General features: G+C 46.0%; 21 protein-coding genes. 10 read left to right on the forward strand and 11 right to left on the reverse strand.

Going from position 1 to position 18,352, the window contains the following annotated elements; all coding sequences use genetic code 11:
* Nucleotides 1-133 precede the first annotated feature (133 nt).
* On the forward strand, nt 134-724 hold the full coding sequence (locus ACRYI5_RS07515; RefSeq protein ID WP_448224844.1) for a TetR/AcrR family transcriptional regulator: 591 nt from the start codon (nt 134-136) through the stop codon (nt 722-724).
* 63 nt (nt 725-787) lie between these two features.
* On the opposite strand, the gene ACRYI5_RS07520 is transcribed toward ACRYI5_RS07515, so the two are convergent.
* From ACRYI5_RS07520 to ACRYI5_RS07545, 6 genes are all read right to left on the reverse strand, one after another.
* The gene (locus ACRYI5_RS07520; RefSeq protein ID WP_448224845.1) at nt 788-1,444 is read right to left on the reverse strand and encodes a hypothetical protein; all 657 of its coding nucleotides are present in this window, start codon (nt 1,442-1,444) and stop codon (nt 788-790) included.
* 54 nt (nt 1,445-1,498) lie between these two features.
* A complete protein-coding gene (locus tag ACRYI5_RS07525) occupies nt 1,499-2,023 on the reverse strand; it encodes a hypothetical protein (protein ID WP_448224846.1) in 525 nt (174 codons plus the stop codon).
* A 146-nt stretch (nt 2,024-2,169) separates the two neighbouring features.
* Complete coding sequence (locus ACRYI5_RS07530) at nt 2,170-2,754, reverse strand: hypothetical protein (protein ID WP_407880903.1); 585 nt, start codon at nt 2,752-2,754, stop codon at nt 2,170-2,172.
* An 11-nt stretch (nt 2,755-2,765) separates the two neighbouring features.
* A complete protein-coding gene (locus tag ACRYI5_RS07535) occupies nt 2,766-4,184 on the reverse strand; it encodes an MFS transporter (RefSeq protein WP_448224847.1) in 1,419 nt (472 codons plus the stop codon).
* A gap of 69 nt (nt 4,185-4,253) precedes the next feature.
* Nucleotides 4,254-4,469, reverse strand: a complete 216-nt coding sequence (locus tag ACRYI5_RS07540) for a hypothetical protein (RefSeq protein ID WP_448224848.1) — start codon at nt 4,467-4,469, stop codon at nt 4,254-4,256.
* A 33-nt stretch (nt 4,470-4,502) separates the two neighbouring features.
* Nucleotides 4,503-4,934 carry a MarR family winged helix-turn-helix transcriptional regulator gene (locus ACRYI5_RS07545; RefSeq protein ID WP_407880898.1) on the reverse strand — a complete coding sequence of 144 codons (432 nt, stop codon included), beginning with the start codon at nt 4,932-4,934 and terminating at the stop codon, nt 4,503-4,505.
* Nucleotides 4,935-5,136: 202 nt separating this feature from the next.
* On the opposite strand from ACRYI5_RS07545, the gene ACRYI5_RS07550 reads away from it, so the two are divergent.
* The 5 genes from ACRYI5_RS07550 to pepI all read left to right on the forward strand — a co-directional run bounded on the left by ACRYI5_RS07550 (nt 5,137) and on the right by pepI (nt 10,375).
* Nucleotides 5,137-5,772, forward strand: a complete 636-nt coding sequence (locus ACRYI5_RS07550) for a TetR/AcrR family transcriptional regulator (protein ID WP_448224849.1) — start codon at nt 5,137-5,139, stop codon at nt 5,770-5,772.
* A gap of 120 nt (nt 5,773-5,892) precedes the next feature.
* Complete coding sequence (locus ACRYI5_RS07555) at nt 5,893-7,323, forward strand: MDR family MFS transporter (protein ID WP_448224850.1); 1,431 nt, start codon at nt 5,893-5,895, stop codon at nt 7,321-7,323.
* 219 nt (nt 7,324-7,542) lie between these two features.
* On the forward strand, nt 7,543-7,851 hold the full coding sequence (locus ACRYI5_RS07560; RefSeq protein ID WP_448224851.1) for a hypothetical protein: 309 nt from the start codon (nt 7,543-7,545) through the stop codon (nt 7,849-7,851).
* Nucleotides 7,848-9,314, forward strand: a complete 1,467-nt coding sequence (locus ACRYI5_RS07565) for a hypothetical protein (protein WP_448224852.1) — start codon at nt 7,848-7,850, stop codon at nt 9,312-9,314. Before ACRYI5_RS07560 ends, ACRYI5_RS07565 begins: the two co-directional genes overlap by 4 nt.
* A 182-nt stretch (nt 9,315-9,496) precedes the next feature.
* Complete coding sequence (gene pepI / locus ACRYI5_RS07570) at nt 9,497-10,375, forward strand: proline iminopeptidase (RefSeq protein WP_448224853.1); 879 nt, start codon at nt 9,497-9,499, stop codon at nt 10,373-10,375.
* Between the two features lie 138 nt (nt 10,376-10,513).
* On the opposite strand, the gene ACRYI5_RS07575 is transcribed toward pepI, so the two are convergent.
* The 3 genes from ACRYI5_RS07575 to ACRYI5_RS07585 all read right to left on the reverse strand — a co-directional run bounded on the left by ACRYI5_RS07575 (nt 10,514) and on the right by ACRYI5_RS07585 (nt 12,599).
* Entirely contained in the window at nt 10,514-10,723 is a 210-nt protein-coding gene (locus ACRYI5_RS07575) for a hypothetical protein (protein ID WP_407880894.1), read from the reverse strand.
* A 40-nt stretch (nt 10,724-10,763) separates the two neighbouring features.
* Nucleotides 10,764-11,933 carry a DUF2075 domain-containing protein gene (locus ACRYI5_RS07580; protein ID WP_407880892.1) on the reverse strand — a complete coding sequence of 390 codons (1,170 nt, stop codon included), beginning with the start codon at nt 11,931-11,933 and terminating at the stop codon, nt 10,764-10,766.
* Nucleotides 11,934-12,008: 75 nt separating this feature from the next.
* Complete coding sequence (locus ACRYI5_RS07585) at nt 12,009-12,599, reverse strand: TetR/AcrR family transcriptional regulator (RefSeq protein ID WP_448224854.1); 591 nt, start codon at nt 12,597-12,599, stop codon at nt 12,009-12,011.
* A 183-nt stretch (nt 12,600-12,782) separates the two neighbouring features.
* On the opposite strand from ACRYI5_RS07585, the gene ACRYI5_RS07590 reads away from it, so the two are divergent.
* Together ACRYI5_RS07590 and ACRYI5_RS07595 are read left to right on the forward strand one after the other, a co-directional pair.
* Nucleotides 12,783-13,697, forward strand: coding sequence for a quinone oxidoreductase family protein (locus ACRYI5_RS07590; protein WP_448224855.1), 915 nt, complete (start codon nt 12,783-12,785; stop codon nt 13,695-13,697).
* A gap of 2 nt (nt 13,698-13,699) precedes the next feature.
* The gene (locus ACRYI5_RS07595; RefSeq protein ID WP_448224856.1) at nt 13,700-14,131 is read left to right on the forward strand and encodes a serine acetyltransferase; all 432 of its coding nucleotides are present in this window, start codon (nt 13,700-13,702) and stop codon (nt 14,129-14,131) included.
* A 59-nt stretch (nt 14,132-14,190) separates the two neighbouring features.
* Here ACRYI5_RS07595 and ACRYI5_RS07600 read toward each other — a convergent pair whose 3' ends face one another.
* The gene (locus ACRYI5_RS07600; protein ID WP_448224857.1) at nt 14,191-15,024 is read right to left on the reverse strand and encodes an SDR family NAD(P)-dependent oxidoreductase; all 834 of its coding nucleotides are present in this window, start codon (nt 15,022-15,024) and stop codon (nt 14,191-14,193) included.
* Nucleotides 15,025-15,111: 87 nt separating this feature from the next.
* Here ACRYI5_RS07600 and ACRYI5_RS07605 point away from each other — a divergent pair, with 87 nt between their 5' ends.
* Both ACRYI5_RS07605 and ACRYI5_RS07610 read left to right on the forward strand, forming a co-directional pair.
* On the forward strand, nt 15,112-15,474 hold the full coding sequence (locus ACRYI5_RS07605) for a MerR family transcriptional regulator (protein ID WP_448224858.1): 363 nt from the start codon (nt 15,112-15,114) through the stop codon (nt 15,472-15,474).
* Between the two features lie 25 nt (nt 15,475-15,499).
* Nucleotides 15,500-17,437, forward strand: a complete 1,938-nt coding sequence (locus tag ACRYI5_RS07610) for a GTP-binding protein (RefSeq protein ID WP_448224859.1) — start codon at nt 15,500-15,502, stop codon at nt 17,435-17,437.
* On the opposite strand, the gene yaaA is transcribed toward ACRYI5_RS07610, so the two are convergent.
* Entirely contained in the window at nt 17,434-18,174 is a 741-nt protein-coding gene (yaaA, locus tag ACRYI5_RS07615) for a peroxide stress protein YaaA (RefSeq protein WP_448224860.1), read from the reverse strand. The genes ACRYI5_RS07610 and yaaA overlap by 4 nt on opposite strands.
* Nucleotides 18,175-18,352 lie beyond the last annotated feature (178 nt).

Genomic DNA, 18,352 nt, shown 5'->3' on the forward strand with positions numbered 1-18,352 from the left:
TTATTTTGCGTGGTTATCTAAAACTTGTCATCTGTCAGTGTCATAATAGACAAAAAGAAAGTAACGGCAAAGTGTCAATTTTATGATTGTGGACAAGGCTGGACATAATCGTAAAATTGTCCAAGGAGAGTGAATGATGAAAGAAATTGGTCAAACAATGACACGGGGCAAACAGCGCGTTTTAAACGATTTTTCCAAGACGTTAGAGGCCGCCATTGCACAACAATCATTTGAATCAATCACGGTTAATTCCCTGTGTAAGGCGGCAAATTATCCACGATCGACGTTCTATAATTATTTTGATGATAAATATGATTTATTAAGATACTGTTTCTCACTAGTGATTGCTGAGGTTAAATTAGACGAACTGGTTGTCGGACATGATGATCAATTTCTAGTCCAGTCCTTTGACCGGTTATACACGCTGACAGATGCGCACAGCGACTATGTGAAGCGGGTACTCCACCATAATCAAACCGGCGATTTACAAGTCAACTTTACGACGTATGCGCGCCAGAAGGCCCAGAAAGAGTTGACGGGAAAGCTTAATGTGGGGACAACGATCCCAACAGAATTAGTGATTAGCCACTGTGTTTCAACATTATTAATGGTGTTGGAGTGGACGTTTGTTAAACAACATAAAACGGATCAGGCAACTGCAAGAGCCATTTTGCTGAAACTATACGGGAGTGGCGAGTTGCGACAAGCCCTGGATAAGCTGTGAGGATTAACCCGACAAAATAAAACCACGGTTTCAACAACTGCATCGTTGCTGGAACCGTGGTTTTTAGAAATCTGCTGGTGTTAAATTGGCCAACCCGGCCAGCCATTGCCGGTTATCATCGGTGCTAACGGGTGGCTTAGCGGGCGCCAGTGCTGCCACTTTTTGCCATTCAATGGCGATTTTGTCCGCGTTGAGAAAACTCGTTTGCAGCTGAGCGACCTGCTCATTGTTGATTTGTGCCAAACGGTCTTGATTGCCACCGGTCATTTGCAAGAGGGTGTTCACGGCTAGTTGTTGGCTTAACAGGGTCACCCATTGTTCGGGTGAAAGAGCGTCGGTAAACAACAAGCGGGTTGCTAATGGGACTGCGGGCCCCTCTTTTTGAAGAAACGACTGCCAGCGTTCAAACTGTTGGTTAACGATGGCATAGAATTGCCAGGGAACCTGCTGGTTAAACTGTTGCAACGTTTCACCAGTAATAATGGATAATGACCAGGGAGATTGGTGGCTTTGTGCTTGTTCAAGCCAGGCCCGAAGAAATTGTTGCATGGTCGTTTCCGTCAATTTTGGTTGACGATTCGTCAGGTGCCAACGAACAAGTAAAAAATCGCTCAATTGGTCATCGGAAACAACGCGTGATTCCTTATTGGCAATGTGCTGGCGTAAACTTCGGAGTTTCTTTTGCTGACTAACCTTTGCGTATTTTCCCTGCTTAACCATGACGTGCTCCTTGCGTTCAGTGTTTATGGGTCACATTATACCCGTTTTGCGGGGTTAACGTTGGCGTGAGTGATGACGTTCCCGGTGGTGCGCCTCGTGGTAGGCTGCGGTTTGTTGGGTTGCCTCAGGAAATTGACGACGGGCTCGCAGCCAGACAAGGCCGCGTTGAATCAATAGTGTAAGCCCTAGATAAAGCATTAGCGTGGCGTCACTGCCTTGCCAAGCACGATCCGATAATAAGTGAAGGGCAATTCCAACGATCCATAAAACAACGGTTAACCAGTTTCCTTGGCGCATGACCAGACCGTCATCGTTGACCCACAGGCGGTATGATAATGTTCGCAGCCAGCCAAACAGCCCGGCACTGACATGGGCACCCAAGACGAACCACTTTGTCCCTGTTGTCAGCGTGATTTGGTGATGGTTAAATGCATCAGCGACGGAAGCGGCGCCAAAGAGAATGAGAAAGACGTACGTTGTTAAATTTAGTTTGATGAGCCGCGGTTCTAGTTGGCGCCGAAGAACGGCATAAAGAACAAAGAGGGCAAGAACGATATTTGTTAGATCAACGTTTTGCATGAGTGAGGACCCTTCAGGATTTATTTACGACATTGAAGTATAGACGCTGGCGAGGAAAAAGCAATGCCTAAGTTAACGCAAAAAGCGGCAGCTGTTTACGGAAGAATCCGCAAATAGCTGCCGCTTTTTGAATGTTTCACGTGAAACTAAGCGAGTGCAGAAGGGGCCTGCAATTGTGGCCCCTTACCTTGCCGAGCAAGAACCCAATCATCAATGTTCCATTCTTCGGTTGCCCGCCGCCACTGATTAAAGTCCCAAAGTGATTCGCGTTCAACTTCGACAATTTCGTTATTAGGCCCAATGGAGACCCAGTTGTACGAACCGTTCCTGTGTGAAAATTTGACCCAAAGAATCGGTGTCGTAATCAACGTTCCGGCGTCATTGGTAAACGTGCGGGTCTCTTTGTCGATACGCATGTAACTTAGCCCAGTGGCATAGGTCGGATCAACTGACTGAAAGACCTGTTCTGCAATCTTTACGGCCTCATGCGAGCTGGGAAGGGGCCCATCAGCTTCAAAACTAAAGTTATTGTAACTGATAAAGCGGTTGTCGGCACCGAATACAACCGTAATGTGCGGGTTGTTATAAACGATGGCACCAGCTTTTTGATAGCGAACCACACTGACCTGCTCACCATTGCGTGGTTCCGTTTCACGGCTAACCTCAACAAAGTCATCTGGAATAATCAAATTTTGGTTTTCGTGACCGTTAATCATCATAAATTTTGACATGTTTAGTCCTCCTAATTTGATGCATCGCGAGTGGTTGGCGCAACCGTGTTGTTGTCAAGGTGACGATCGCGTAGAAGAATGGCGCCAGCAGATAACAGGAGCATGACGCCTAAAAGATAGGCAGTTCGTTGTGCCGCGATAATGTTAGCGGCGGGCTGTCCAAGGGCAGTCATAATTTTGTGGCCGCTGGTGATCGATAAATGAACGTAAAAGGTGACGGTTGAGAGTGTTGTTCCTAAGACAAGGCCAAATTCACGCATCAGTGAGTTCATGGACCCAGCCATGCCGCGGCTTTCTTTTGGAACACTTTGCATAATCAACGTGTTGTTTGGTGTCCCAAAGCCAGCCGTTCCAATGGCAATTAGTGCGGAGAGGACGATGAATGTAATGGGTTCGTGCGTTCCGTTACTGATGACCAGTCCAAGCTCTGCCACGATGAGAATGAGCATCCCAACACGCATAACGTGTGTCTGGTTATAACGATCCGTTAAGACCCCGGCAATGGGATTGGCGATCAGTGCAACAATCGGCGATGCCATAAGCAGCAAGCCACTGAGTTGACTAGAGTCTTTAAGGACCAGTTGCAGGTAGATGGGTGCTAAAAGGGTAAAGAAGTACCCGACAACAAAGCTAATGAGCGCTGTGATGAGGTTTCGTGAAAATACATGGTTATGCAGTAATTGAAGGTTGAGCAACGGTCGGGGCGCCACTTTTTCATGACGAACAAAGGTGACAAGAACAATCCCGAATGTAATCAGTGAAATCGCGGCCCCAAGTGGGTGAGACAGGACAATACTGGACGTGATAAAAAAGGCAATGGCCATGAGACTTAATTGACCAACACCGAGCCAGTCAACGTTTGGGCGGTGAATCCGGTGAGGCCGTGGGAAGATGAACCATTCAGCCAGCAAACAAAGTAGGCCAAGTGGGAGATTGATCCAGAAAATGTAGCCCCAAGGTAGGTACCCTAAGATGAGCCCCCCAAGACCAGGCCCAGCCAGTGATCCCAACGAGATAAATAGGGACTCAATCCCCAAAGCCCGCCCAAGATACTGCGGAGGAAACGTGTCGGTGACAATGGCATAACTATTAGCCATTGTCATGCTGGCTCCAATGGCTTGAATAAACCGCCCACAGAGCACAAACGGGAGGTTGAGACCAAACCCTGAGAGGGCAGAACCAATAATGAAGAGCACGGTGCCGCCCTCAAAGACAAGTGGCCGGCCGATTTGATCGCCAAGTTGGCCGAAAAAGAGGAGAAGCGCGCTAATTGTGATGAGGTAAATACCAATAATCATTGTTGCTGCGTTTGTTGATACGGCCAAATCACGTGAAATTGTTGGAATGGCAATGCTGACGATGGTTCCATCAACGATCACCATGAAGAAAAATGAACCAAGTAGACTTAGAATGAGCCAACGTTTAAGCAAGTGATCATCATCTCCTTTTCAATGAAGCACCATCAAGGAGCCAGAAAATTCAGTAGGCCTGTTCAACGGTTAACGGTCGGCGTCCTCATCTAGTTCGCGTTCCAACTGCCGAATCTGGTGATTGAGGTCGTCAATGGCGTCGTTAACTTCATCCAGTGTCAATCCGTCGGCACTGTAACCCTTATAGTAAGCGGTGACGTAATCATTATCTTCAAGACGCTGTAAGCGGTCGCGAAGTTGGCCGAGAAGCGTGACGTCGTAATCGTACTTATCCTCGTTTAACATAATGAAGCCTCCTGTCTCAAACGCATGTGTAACTTAATCTAAATTTGCGGATGTTTGCTCAAGAAACGCCTTAACGACATTAATTTCATCAGCTGGAATATCAGTGAGAAACTGTTTATTGACGCGGAGAACGACCGCTTTGATTTTTGGAACCAAGATCTTTCCTTGGAGGGTTAAGCTAATGTTCCATGAACGCCGATCGTCGGTTGAACGTTCTTTGACCACCAAGCCAAGGGCAACTAACTGGTCTAAACGTCGGGTGACATTGCTGGGGCTCAAGTAAATTTTACGGAAAAGCTGGTCCTGAGTGAGCGTCCGTTCTTGGTCGATCTTTAGCAAGAAATAGTAGTTGCTAGAGGTTAGGTGAAGTGGTGCCAGTTGTTCATCAAGCAACCCTTGAAGTTTACGGGAAACGATGTTTAATGATGCGATGATTTTATCTGATCTAGGTGTAATGAGTGACATCCCCTTAAGGTTTAGATTGATTATATTATATACACGTTATTTTATTTGCGCAAGCAAATATGCGATAAAAATTTCAATTAATTTTTCGCAAATGGGAAAGTGTGGGCTACCCTAGGGCGTCAAAACGCGATTCGTAACTTATCCTAGCGTATTCTTCATGGGTGCGCTAAAGTGAATGTATCTAAGTAAACGAGGCGAATAAATGGCTGAACCAACATCAAGACCAAAAATTATTGAAGCAGCCTGGACGCTACTAACCGCGGTGGGCGTTGATAAATTTTCCATGCGCAAATTGGCAAAGGAAGTTGGGATCACTGCGTCAACGTTATATTGGCATTTCCCCAGTAAAGAAGCCATCTTTGCTGAAATGGTGGATGCGGTGTGTGGCGAGGCGCTAACTGCGTTTAAAGTCGAACCGTCATGGCAACAACAATTCGTCAGTGACGGGCTTATTTTTGCGAAAACATTGCGGCAGCGTCCGTCATCGGCAGAGTTACTGTTCATGACCCCGCCGATCACCGCGCATTTTTTAGAGGTGAATGAACACTTTTTGGTCGCAATTGATGACGTGGCGTTCACGGATTCGGAGAAGTTTACCATCGTGAACATGTACATCAACTTTATTTTAACGTTTGAGCGGGACCGCCAAATTAGACAACAAATTGGGATCACCGCTAATACTGACGACATTCATCCTGATGAGGACGTTGTGACTAAAATTCCGGTGGTGAACCGAATTTATCAGCAAGGAATCTTTAATCAAATGGATCGTGAAACAACGTTAGAATGGAGTTTATCGACCCTTGTTAAGGGGTTTGAGCAACGGCAAGCAGAATAATTAAGCAAACAGCCAACTTAAAAAAAGTGGCTGTTTTTGTTTACAACGTACTCGAACGGTGTTAGAGTAATGAACGTTCTCGAACGGTGTTCTAGAAAAGCGATGAAGGAGTTTATAAGAATGAAAAGTGCAGTTATTGAAAAGGAAGAATTTTCGCTTATGAAAGTGTTACCGGCGGTTTTGACCATCTCAGTTGCGATGTTGCTGACCATGATGGACGCAACCGTGATGAACGTGGCAATTCCGACGTTACAAAAAGTTTTTAACACAAGTTTGGCAACGGTTCAGTGGACGATCACTGGGTATACATTGGCGTTAGCAGCGGTAACACCACTTGCTGGTTGGTTAGCGGACCGTTTTTCGGATAAACGGATCTTTGCGACGGCGATTGTTTGGTTTACAGTGTGTTCAGTCCTCTGCTCAATGGTTAACTCTGTCGAACTTTTGATTTTGTTCCGGGCATTACAGGGGTTAGCCGGTGGCCTGGTGGGGCCGATCGGGATGGCGATGTCCTGGCGGCTGATTCCAAGCGAAAAGCGGGGCGCACTAATGGGAATTTTAGGGTTACCATTGGTTGTCGCACCAATTATGGGCCCAATTTTATCTGGCTGGCTGTTATCAAACGCAAGTTGGCACGCAATTTTTCTGATTAATTTACCAATTGGGCTTTTAGCATTGTTACTGGTCATTTTATTTTTACCAGCAAGTGACCGGGAACGTGGTCTTCATCTAGATTTAGCTGGCGCGTTATTATCACCGGCTGCGTTTACGCTCCTAATTTACGGAATTCATCGGTTGGGCAACACGGCGTTAACCGATCCTGTTACCGGGTTATGCATCCTGGCCGGCGCCATTGCGCTAGTTAGTTTTATTGTCGTTGAATTACGGCAAGAAGCCCCGTTGATGGCACTAACTGCGTTTAAGTCCTTCCGGTTTACGCGGGGGATCACGGTTAGCTGGTTAAACCAAATTGTCTTGTTTGGGGCAACGTTATTAGTGCCGTTATTTTTACAGACCGCGAAGGGATTTTCGGCATTACATGCAGGTGAAATGATGGCGCCACAAGCCTTGGCTGCGTTTGTGGGGATGATCATCGGTGGTCAACTGTTTGACCGTTGGGGCATTCGGGCGGCAGCGATTCCAGGAATTGGTTTAATGATCACCGGTGTAGCGCTACTGACGCAAATGACGATCCACACCACCACGATTCAATTGATTGGTATGACTGTATTGTTGGGTCTGGGTCAAGGGTTGACCATGATGCAGATCAGTACGTACAACATTAGCCAAGCACCACAGGCAGTGGTGACGCGGATTACACCGTTGATTAATTCGGCCATGCAAATTGTGAACTCGCTTGCTGTCGTTATTTTGACAAACGTCCTCTCACACAACATGCATGCTGAAATGAAAACGGCAACGATGCTTAACATGAAAACACATATCATCAGTGCTTACGGAACAACGTTTATGCTACCGTTGGGCATCTTAGTGGCCAGCTGGCTATTAAGCTGGACGTTAACGAAGGCGAAAACGGTGCGGGAAAATTAGTGTATTAACATTTAATTGAGCTGAAATTTGTCAGTTCAATTTTTTTGTGCTTTTCATATGGAAAATGATAATTAATATATACTGATTTTTCTACGAATTTAAAATTATGTAATATAAGACTATTATTAAGGTGTGATATTGAATAGTAATACACGAATAGCTGGTGGTAAGGACGAATGTGCTATTTTGTAAAATTTTAAGTAGAGGCTGAACACTTTTATGAATGATGGTGATAAAAAAAGGCTAGTAAAGTTTCTTAATGAAAATTATTATGTCGATGTTTATTGTGTATGGCTTAGAGGAAGCTCGTTATTTGACTATGGTTCTCCGAACGATATTGACTTACTAGTGGTTTCAGATGATTTTTTAGGAATGGGGTTAACATCAAGAAGGCGATTGTTAAATAAAGGATTTGAAGGTTTTAAAAGGCCAATCGATGCTTTAACACTAACGGTGAATGAACTGAAACAAATGATGTCGGATAAACTTTTTTTGCGATATTTAAATCGAATGGAGCGCTTAATTTGATAAAGAAAAATCTTAAAGACACATTTATAAAATTACTCAATGAAATTTCATATAACTTCTCAGGCGTTGTAAAATCGACTAAAAAATTGACCTACATGGAAACTAAAGAGTTGGCCGAATTTTTTATATTACAGCGAGATATTATTAAGACATTTGAATTATCAGCAGAGCAAAAAGTCTTAGTAGAAAGAAACCAACAATTAATTTTACAAAAGGTGTATAACACAGAGCGTATTTCCTATTATTCATCCTTTTACTATTTACCCACTAAATATTATTCAGGAGATCAAGGAGACATTGGTGCAGCTACGTTTCGGGCCAATATAGATATTACTGTTTCTAGATTACTAATATTTAATCACGAAATGTCTGGTAGTTCGGAAAATGAATATTACTTTACGCGTGGATATGATTATCTTCTTAGAGCCTCAAAAAATCTAATTAAGCATTCCAATGATATTGATAAACTAACTCCTGCTTTGTATGTACTATTGAATTATATGCAATCTATGGCAGAATATGTTGATTCAAAAGAATCAGTGTATAACCAATATGCACAGAAAAATTGGAATGAATGTTATTCACTTTTACTTCTGTATCTTCAAAATAGTCAATTACATGACAAAATAGAAAGTAATTATCAAATCTTGTGCTTTGTTAATAAAGAGGTAAAACGATACTGTATGTCACATTCAGTCCCAATCGTTATGTTATCAAGTAAAAGCGGTTCAGTTTTTTCACAGCCTATTACACGCCGCGTGTGGGTTTACAACTCATTGTATACTGCGGGATATACTAAAAATTTTACAAATCTATTTACAAAAGATTTAACTGAAAATATTTTGTCGAATCTAAGTAAATTACATCTTATTGAAAAGATTATTTTACTAAGGGATATGTGTGATTTGTTTTCTATAAATGGCATTGTGAGTATTGAAGGATTGCCTTTGTATCAATTTGAAGAAATGAAAGAGACATCATGGTTTAAAATGAATGATTATTTTAAAGGATATAATGAAAGCGCTGATGTGTTAATCACTGATACGGATAAAGCTATTGTAAGCTCGCTAAATGATAGTAGTCTCAGAGAGAAAGTAGCTTACATGATTCAAAACATTGATAAAAATGAAGTTTTAAAGGAGTCTCAGAAAGCACATGGTGTGTATGAAATCTCTGATATGGAATTATCGTTAAACCATGATGGAACAAGATTTTATATGTGCCTGCCATTTAAATCAGGTCGAGAAATCTCCGGGAAGATCAAAGAGCAAATTAGTTATCAAGTATTAAGGCCATTTACATACTTTGGTGGTCACGCAATAGTGGTATTTGTTTCGGCTAGTGATGGAACAGAATCTTTCATAGGCGCCATTAAAAGGGCAAGAATAAATTTAAATCTTGAAATTCGAACAATCATGGGAGATGCACTGGTGAAATTGCTGAAGGTTAATGATTTAATTTAAGTTAAGTTATGATTGTTAGTCAGCTACCGGATTTTAGCGAAAAATACGTCCGAAAATTAGTAATGAGCAAAAACACGCGGCAGCCATTGAAGCGTGTTTTTGTGTGCGCTTTTAAATTTGGTTCGGAGTGGCGTACAATCACGGTAAGCACGTTATTTCACAAGTAAAGGAAGCGTTGGTCAATGAAGATTGAAGAAGGCTACATGCCATTTCGTGGGTATCAAACGTATTATCGAATCGTGGGCGAACCGAACCCGAACAAGGCCCCATTCTTGCTGATCCATGGTGGTCCAGGGTCATCACACAACTACTTTGAATTGCTGGATGACTACGCTAAGACGGGGCGGCAGCTGATCATGTATGACCAAGTCGGCTGCGGAAAATCATCGCTCCCAGAGGATGAGTCTGTTTATGTGAAGGAAACATGGGCCGAAGAACTGATCGCGCTTCGGAAATATCTTCATTTGGACCAGATTCACATGCTGGGCCAGTCGTGGGGCGGAATGCTTGAAATGCTGTACCTGACGCACTACGACCAAACGGGTGTGAAGAGTGTGATGATCGATGGTTCACCAGCGTCCATCAAGCTGTGGACAAAGGAGCAGCACCGGCTGATCTCTTATTTGAGTTATGAGGATCGTGAGGCCATTGCCGAAGCTGAGCGCACCGGCGACTTTTCTGGTCCGAAGTATCTGGCCGCCAATGACCGTTACATGGAACGTTACTGTTGGGATGATCCGGATGAAAACTCACCGGAACCACTGCGGCGGCCAACCAACGGGAAACGCGCCAGTCTGATTGCGGAGGGGCCTAATGAGTTTACCGAAAACGGTACTATCAGTGATTTTGAGCTGACAGATGACTTAAAGAACATTCACGTGCCGGTATTAGTTACCAACGGAACGGACGATCTATGTACACCACTGATTGCCAAGTCCGTTTACGACCACATTCCGGGGGCCAAGTGGCATCTATTTGGGAATAGTCGTCATCTGGCGTTGTTGGACCAACACGATGAGTTTATTCGTGTGCTGGATCAGTGGCTGAAGGAAAACGACTAACTAAACGGCTCTAATATTATCGAGACGTGGTGAGAGACCTTTCTTAGAAAGACAGTTTAATAGGCAACCTAAAAAAGGTGTTACTGAGTCAGTCCAAACCGACTCAGTAACACCCTTTTCGACTATTTAATATCCAAGTTACCGCTTTTTTCCGCCGCCTACGATCAGTGAAGCGACAAACGCCACGATGGCAAGGCTAATTGACCAGCCCACGATGCCATGGGGAACGTTGTAGGCGTAGATTGGGGAGATGGACCAAATGTTATGTTGATAAACGGCAACACCGAAGCGAACGGCCGCGATGATCAAGAAAATGATTGAGGTGATGATTAACGGTTTCCGCCACATAAGCAAACACGCTCCTTCTGAAGTTGGTCATTAATGGTGCTTATTTTCCGTTTTCGTACAAGTCGACTAAACGGTGCCGCAACGCGTCATCATACGCGGTTAAGTACATACCGTACTTTCCCCGTTTCATGAGCACGTTAAGGACATTGGCGATGAAAACTTTATATTCGTCGTTAGTAAACTTGATGTCCTTGCGCTTTTTGAACACTTCTTTATGGGAATATTTCTCGGGTAAGATCGTCATGGTGTCGGTTTTTTCATCGTAACCAAACGAGGGGCCGATGACCATGCCGACGTAGTTTAGGTCGAAGCCTTGGAGGGTGTAAATGGTTCCGACCTGGGTGAGGGAACCTTCACGTTTAGCCCAGTGGGTCCGTTGTGGGTCCCATTCGTCCCACGGTAAACTGAAGGAATCCATCTCGACGTTGTGCCGACCGTCAATGCGTGGGAAACCGGAAGTCGCAACCATCCGACTCATCCCAACCTCTTTATTGCGCTTTTTGATGGTTTCAAACATCTCCCCAGCGGTATCAAAGACTTTAAACTCAAAGTCGCTGTTATCTGGGAATGGTTTCATTGGCTTTTCTTCCGTGAGATCGTCCATCCAGGCCACCTGCTCATCGCTGGCAACCATCCGGTACTGAAAGTTCATGTCAAACTGTTTGTACGGGTGGCTCCCGATGGTGTCGAAAAGGAGCTTTTTATCCCAGTACATCTTTGATTGGAAAACTTGGTCGAAATCGTAAACGACCACAACGACCTTAGCGAGGGCCATCAAATCGGTGAGCTGGTTTTGACCGCGGTAATGCGCGTAGGGTTCTGACTTGGAATACAACAGGTGCGCTTCATCAACGAAGATGATGTCGTACTTTTTATGGTTCTTTTGTGCGTCGTTAATCAGCGCAGTTGGGCGCCGAATGGCATTGACGTTCATGTTGGGGATTGATTCAGCAATGTCCTGATAAGCCTTGTACAGCTCAGGGTGGTTAACGACGAGGGCCGTTTTGTAACGGTGGTCCGTCATGTACTGGCGCACCAGTTCCATGAGAACGACAGACTTCCCGGTGCCAGCTGCCCCCTGGATAATGGCAACGGATGAAGGGGTGTGCTTGAGCCCTTGGCTAATGTAATCGTTGATGTTTGTGATCACAGCCTTTTGGTCATCGGACAGGTCATCGACAAAAAACTGGGCCTTTAAAATTTCATTCATGAATAAACTCCTAATTGGTGCGCATTTTGTTGTAGTAATAGGAAAAGTATAGCAGGTAAACGACGCATTGCGACGTTATTCTTGTTGCGCCATGATTGCTGGTAAAACGACCGTATCCACTAACTCCGTGATGTAGGCGAGCGACAGCCCGTCCTGATTCACCATGGCTTGATAAAGAAGCATGTTAAACGGCAGCAATTTAACGGTCTCTGTGACGGGAGTGCTGATTTCACCATCCGCTATTGCCTGATGAAGCATGCCGTTCATGATCGTTAATTGCTGCTGATGGAGATCGTTAAAGTACTGGTTGACGACAGGGTTATCCTTTCCCAATTCGATGAGGACGGCACGCATAAACGGACGGGTGCTGTCGAAGTGGGCAAGACTATTGATGATGTTTTCTCGTAATGGGTGGCCAGAAAAATCAATGTTCTCAAATGAATCAACGTCCTGATCGTCAAAGTAGTCCTCAGCGTCAAGGAGGAGTTCAAACGGTGTCTGCCACCGCCGGTATAAAACAGGGCGGCCAACGCCAGATTGACGAGCGACGTTATTGAAGGTGACGTTTTCGTAGCCCTCGTTTTCTAAAATTGCCGTTGTCGTTTTAAAAATTGTCTCGGTGAGTTCCCGGTTAGTTTTCCGCGGGGCTCTTTTTTTTTCGGTCATGGTGCGCCTCACTTATGGGTTTAATTGGGTTAAGTATAGCATTACTGAACCACATTTTTTATTTTTAGAAACAAAATGTAATTAAAATAGTTGATTTGTTTAAAAATGCGTGTATTCTATGGAATATAGATACAACGTGTTACTAAAAACGTTGAACGGACAATTCACAAAGGAGTGATGAACATGCTATCAATTATGCAAACTAACTTTAACGGCATCGATGGGCTTGAACTTTGGCAACAACCTGTTCCTGAGGTAACACCAGCCAGTGTGATGATCGCAATGGATATTTTACCGGTGGTCCCAACCGATTGGAAACGGGAGTCTGATCCGCACGCAACGCACGAACAGTTGGCGGCGTTACCACGGGTCATTGGAATCGGTGGCGTTGGTCGCATCGTGGAAGTTGGTGCTGACCGTGACCAGGCCTTGCTGGACCGGCGGGTGTTAGTGATGAATCCGGCGGGCTCTTACAGCCAGTATGTGAGCTCGACAAACCCTGATTTTATCTTTCCACTGCCAGAAACTGTCGATAATAAAAGTGCGGCGGCACTAACGGCTGGCCCAGGAACCGCGCTGCGGTTACTGACTGAAATCAAGCAAAGTCAGGCAACAAACATCGTGATCACTGGTGCTAACTCAGTTATTGGGCTGTACTTGCTCCAGATGCTTCATGATGAAGCGCGGCCGGTATGGCCGATTGTTTCAGAAGCCAGCACGGCCTACTTTAATGAACAATTACCAACCGTTGCGTCGTATACAACTGCAACGTTACCAGCGTTGGCCAAACATAGCCTGATTATTGACATTACGGGGAGTGAAGCACTGTTGAACCAGCTATTGATACAATTACCAGAAGCCGAAATTGTTTCCATTGCGCTACAACAATTTTCAACCGCAGGCGCCTTCAAGTTTGTTCATGAAGATTTTGATGCAGCCGCGTACCGACACTTTATTGATCAGTTGGCGACTGGCGAATTGGTGGCACCGATTGATCGTGTTTTTCCAGTAACTGAGATCAAGACCGCCCAACACTATGCTAAAGAAGCACACAGCCGTGGCCGTGTGCTGACACAGTTCAATCTTACGGAGGACTAATTATGACTCATTTTAAAACACTATTTAACCTAAACTGCTTTTCAGAAGATGCGGCCGCCCGTGCACTTGCGGCTGAACAACTGCAACAACAATATAACTGCGAAATCAACTGTGTTCAGGTGGATGAAAGCGTCCAGTTTGCACACAACGGAAAGGGCTGCACGATCGCAGCCGCTAAACTATCTGCGGGCGTTGTGATCTTTCAAAACGTCACGATCGGTGCTAACCAGACCTACAACAAGGCGACCCAACGGTGGGAGAACCTTGGCAGTCCCGTTCTCGGGAAGAACGTGGTTGTCGCTTACGGCGTTAACAAGTTTAAACCCCGTGACGTTGATCACGCACCGGTGTTCTATAAGGACATGCCAAACGGCGAGGACATCGTTGCAGCTTGCAATGACGTGATTGCCCGGTACGAAGCAACAACCAAATAAGTGATGTTAAAAGTGCCACCCGTTGTTTCATGTGAAACAACGGGTGGCACTTTTTGTGATTAATCAAGTAGCTGATGGGTGATGTACATCACTTTAGCAACATTAGACGCACTATATTTTTTAGGTAAGGTAATTTGTCTCATGTGTTCATCGAATAGTACCCCGCTAACGCGATTGATTTGTGGCGCTATCATCAACCGCGCGCCAATCTCAGTATTTTTAGCTGATAATTTTGCGAGTAAACGGCCCATTATCCGGGTGACAGGTGAAGTGGTGTCACCGAAATGTGATTCAGGAACGCTCCCGGGATGAAAGAGGTTAAAGGTCACGTTTGTATGTGAAAAACGGTCGGCAAACCACAGAGTGGCCAAAATTCGGGCACTTAGTGTTTCACTGAGGACCCGGCTCGCTTTATAGGGTGTCCGTGGCGTCAGCGTTGGAAGCATAACGGGTGCTAAACGGATGATGGCAGGCAACGCTGCCACTGTAATGACCCGTCCTTGAGGGGCTGCTATTAGGAGATCAAGAAGGCCGGTTGTTAATTGGTAGGATGCCGTGTAGTTTAGGGCGAGATTTTGGTCAAGCCCATCGGCAGTTTTAACGAGGTGTGAAGAAACGCCACCGGCCGCGTTGACGAGGCCGTCTAGGTGATCAAAACGATCATGACAGGTTTCGATGAGTTGATTGACGCTATCTTGTGAGGTCAGGTCGGCAACCAAGACCTCAACGTTTGAATGTCCAAACGTCGCGGCGGTTTTGAGACCACGCTGTCGATCACGACTGACTAAAACAACGTGAACACCGCGGCGTGCGAGATCTTTTGCCGTTTGGCGACCGACGCCAGAAGTGCCGCCGGTGACCAAAACCGTTAATGGTTGATTATTGAGAGACATGTTGGTTAACGCCATTCATGAAAAATAATGGGATAACCGTACACTATCGAGTTAACTCCATAGCAAGTTTATGGTATATTGCACATTATGACAGAGACTTATTTAAGCAAGGTGGCTGCTGAACAAACGGGCCTAAGCATTGACACGTTGCGTTTTTATGAGAAGCAGGGGTTAATCACGCCCATTAAACGTGATCAATATGGTTATCGGCAGTACACAAAACAAGATATTGAATGGTTAAAATTGGTTGGCTATCTGCGGCAGTTAGGGGTGTCGATCGTTGAAATGCACCAGTTTATTGACGCAAACGGTGGGTTGTCAACGACGTATCATGAACGACGCCTGTTTATGGAAAAATATCAGGCAGAAGTGAACGACAAAATTGCGGCCCTTCAGGAAGTCAGTCGCACGTTGGACGCTAAGATCGAGTTACTCAAAGAAATTGAGTAGGTCAAACGAACGGGAGGATCTTCATTTGAAACACATTGTTGCCGGAATTGTGGCCCACGTGGACGCGGGAAAGACGACGTTATCAGAGGCGATGCTGTACCAGACAGGAACAGTTAGAACGTTAGGGCGTGTCGACAATGGCGATGCCTTTTTAGATCCGGATGCACTTGAAAAGAAGCGGGGCATCACGATTTTTTCTCATCAAGCTCAGGTTCAGTTTGACGACCTCGAATTGACGTTGTTGGACACACCGGGTCACGTCGATTTTGCCGCCCAAATGGAACAAATTTTACCGGTCTTAGACTACGCAATTTTGGTGGTTTCGGCGCCGGATGGGGTGCAAGGCTATACGCAAACGTTGTGGCAGCTGTTGCAACATTATGACGTGCCCACGGTGATCTTTGTAAACAAGATGGACGCCGTGGGTGTGGAGAAAAACGCCCTAATTGACCAGCTTCAAACGACCCTGAGCGATGGCTGTGTGCCGTTTGATTGGACGGGGGCGCTTCCTGAAGAAACGGCTGAAGCCATCGCGATGCAGGATGAACCGGCTCTTGATGAATTAATGACAACCGGTGTGCTCGCAGATAAAACGATCCAACGGCTCATCCGGCAACGGGATGTCTTTCCGTGTTACTTTGGTGCGGGGTTAAAAATGACCGGTGTGCCAGAACTATTAGCTGGATTGAACCGGTGGACGGTTGAAACACCAGCGGAGGCCGAATTTGGTGCGCGTGTTTTCAAGATTTCACATAACGACCGGAACGATCGGTTAACGTGGGTTCGTGTCACGGGTGGTTCATTAGTGACAAAGGCAACCGTTTTACCGGACCAAAAGGCGGATCAACTGCTCGTTTATAACGGGGCCAAGAGTACCATGGTCCCTGAGCTAACGGCAGGGCGTGTGGGGGCCATCGTTGGGTTGACCGACACCTATCCAGGTCAAGGTTTAGGAACAACACCAGACAGCCCCACGGCAGTTCTACAACCTGTTTTGGACTACGCAGTTCAACTGGATGGACAAGATGCCCATCCGTACCTTACGGCGTTACGCCAATTAGAAGATGAGGACCCACAATTGCACGTGACGTGGGCCGAACAGGTTCAAGAGATTCGGGTCCAACTCATGGGGCCGATTCAGCTGGAAGTTCTTCAGGAACAACTGCGACTACGTTTTGGACTGACCGTTAATTTTGGTGAAGGGGGCATTCTTTACCGCGAAACGCTGACCCAACCAGTTGAAGGGGTGGGTCACTTTGAACCGCTCCGGCATTATGCGGAAGTTCACCTATTAATGGCGCCAGGAGAACCAGGAAGTGGGCTGACGTTTGCGACGGACTGCCCGGTGGATGTGCTGGGTAAAAACTGGCAACACCAGGTTTTAACGAGCCTTAATGCGAAGGAACATCGTGGGGTGCTTGTCGGGGCGCCACTAACAGACGTGAAGATCACGCTAATTAATGGGCGGGCAAGTACCGTTCACTCAGTCGGTGGTGATTTTCGTGAGGCCACCTGGCGTGCAGTTCGCCAAGGCTTAATGATGAAACGCGCGACGGGCGGTAATCAGTTACTTGAACCGTGGTACCATTTTCGACTAACGGTGAACCAGGACAATGTTGGGCGCGCCATGAATGACATTCAGCGAATGAACGGGACGTTTACAACGCCTGAAACGGTGGGTGAACAAACGCTCCTAACGGGGACCGCTCCGGTTGCAACCATGCAGGATTACGCCAGAGACGTGCAGTCCTATACGCATGGGACGGGGCAACTAGACTGTGTTGTTGCCGGGTACCGACCGTGTCATAACGCGCAAGAAGTCATCGAGGCTGCTGATTATCAGCCGGTAAGTGACCTAGATAACACGCCGGATTCAGTGTTCTGTGCGCATGGCGCTGGCTACCCGGTCGCCTGGGATCAGGTACCAACCGCCGCCCACGTTGGGTATCGCACAGTGCGTTAATGAAGGAAGACAAATGTTGTTGCGGAGGATTCTTGCGCAACAAAGTGGTAGTTTGACCAAGAAAATTGTTTAAGATCGTCCAATTGGGTGATGTTGTTTTCTGCAAGGAAGCGCACCATCTCACCCCGAGCCATTTTTGCAAACGTGGCCCGGGTTTTTATTTTGCCATCAACCACATGGCCAAAACGAATGTCGATGATGGGTTCGGTTGGCTGTAAGTGGCGGCGGATGACCTTGCTGTACTCCTGTGACGCAAGGTTAATGATGGGTTCGTCGTGTAATTGCAGGGCCTGCTTGGGTTTTGCACCCCAGAAGTCGTATAAATTCGGGTGTTCGTTTACAGGCAGGGCCGCTTGCATTTCTAAGCGGTAAGGGACAATGCCGTCAAACGGCCTGAGCGCGCCGTAGAAGCCCGAAAGGATCCGGAGATGTTCTTGGACGTAATCCAGTGCAGACGCCGTGAAAACGCCGGGGGCCATGTGCTGGTACTGAATGCCGGAGTAGGCGAGGATTGCTGGGGTCAACTGGTCGGTTAAAGTGGTGCGTTGAAGCTGTTGGTAAGCTTGTTGTGCTAACCGATCGCTACAGTGCCACAGTTCGTGGAGCTCTGGATAGCTCATATGTTGCAGTGTGGCGAGGAGCTGAGTTGTTTCTGGTAATAGTTGTGGTCGTGATGCGACGTCAAAACTGTCGGTATCAACGGTCATTTTTTTAGCGGGTGAGATAATAAGTTTCACGTGAAACCTCCGTTTGAACCCATAATGGGCGCTGGCTTACCTCAATTTAAATGAGGAATGAAGCCACTAGTGAGCAAAATGAAAATCGTGTTATCACAGTAACATTAATCCGTGGCGGGATGAAGGTTTTGCAAGGCAATTTATCCGTGAATAATGCTGATTGTGGTATGATTTTACT

The sequence above is a fragment of the Furfurilactobacillus sp. WILCCON 0119 genome, assembly GCF_053471565.1.

Coding starts and splice junctions, on each gene's coding strand:
- ACRYI5_RS07515 (WP_448224844.1), top strand. CDS start 134: ATGATGAAAGAAATTGGTCAAACAATGACACGGGGCAAACAGCGCGTT.
- ACRYI5_RS07520 (WP_448224845.1), bottom strand. CDS start 1,444: ATGGTTAAGCAGGGAAAATACGCAAAGGTTAGTCAGCAAAAGAAACTC.
- ACRYI5_RS07525 (WP_448224846.1), bottom strand. CDS start 2,023: ATGCAAAACGTTGATCTAACAAATATCGTTCTTGCCCTCTTTGTTCTT.
- ACRYI5_RS07530 (WP_407880903.1), bottom strand. CDS start 2,754: ATGTCAAAATTTATGATGATTAACGGTCACGAAAACCAAAATTTGATT.
- ACRYI5_RS07540 (WP_448224848.1), bottom strand. CDS start 4,469: ATGTTAAACGAGGATAAGTACGATTACGACGTCACGCTTCTCGGCCAA.
- ACRYI5_RS07545 (WP_407880898.1), bottom strand. CDS start 4,934: ATGTCACTCATTACACCTAGATCAGATAAAATCATCGCATCATTAAAC.
- ACRYI5_RS07550 (WP_448224849.1), top strand. CDS start 5,137: ATGGCTGAACCAACATCAAGACCAAAAATTATTGAAGCAGCCTGGACG.
- ACRYI5_RS07555 (WP_448224850.1), top strand. CDS start 5,893: ATGAAAAGTGCAGTTATTGAAAAGGAAGAATTTTCGCTTATGAAAGTG.
- ACRYI5_RS07560 (WP_448224851.1), top strand. CDS start 7,543: ATGAATGATGGTGATAAAAAAAGGCTAGTAAAGTTTCTTAATGAAAAT.
- pepI (WP_448224853.1), top strand. CDS start 9,497: ATGAAGATTGAAGAAGGCTACATGCCATTTCGTGGGTATCAAACGTAT.
- ACRYI5_RS07575 (WP_407880894.1), bottom strand. CDS start 10,723: ATGTGGCGGAAACCGTTAATCATCACCTCAATCATTTTCTTGATCATC.
- ACRYI5_RS07580 (WP_407880892.1), bottom strand. CDS start 11,933: ATGAATGAAATTTTAAAGGCCCAGTTTTTTGTCGATGACCTGTCCGAT.
- ACRYI5_RS07585 (WP_448224854.1), bottom strand. CDS start 12,599: ATGACCGAAAAAAAAAGAGCCCCGCGGAAAACTAACCGGGAACTCACC.
- ACRYI5_RS07590 (WP_448224855.1), top strand. CDS start 12,783: ATGCTATCAATTATGCAAACTAACTTTAACGGCATCGATGGGCTTGAA.
- ACRYI5_RS07595 (WP_448224856.1), top strand. CDS start 13,700: ATGACTCATTTTAAAACACTATTTAACCTAAACTGCTTTTCAGAAGAT.
- ACRYI5_RS07600 (WP_448224857.1), bottom strand. CDS start 15,024: ATGTCTCTCAATAATCAACCATTAACGGTTTTGGTCACCGGCGGCACT.
- ACRYI5_RS07605 (WP_448224858.1), top strand. CDS start 15,112: ATGACAGAGACTTATTTAAGCAAGGTGGCTGCTGAACAAACGGGCCTA.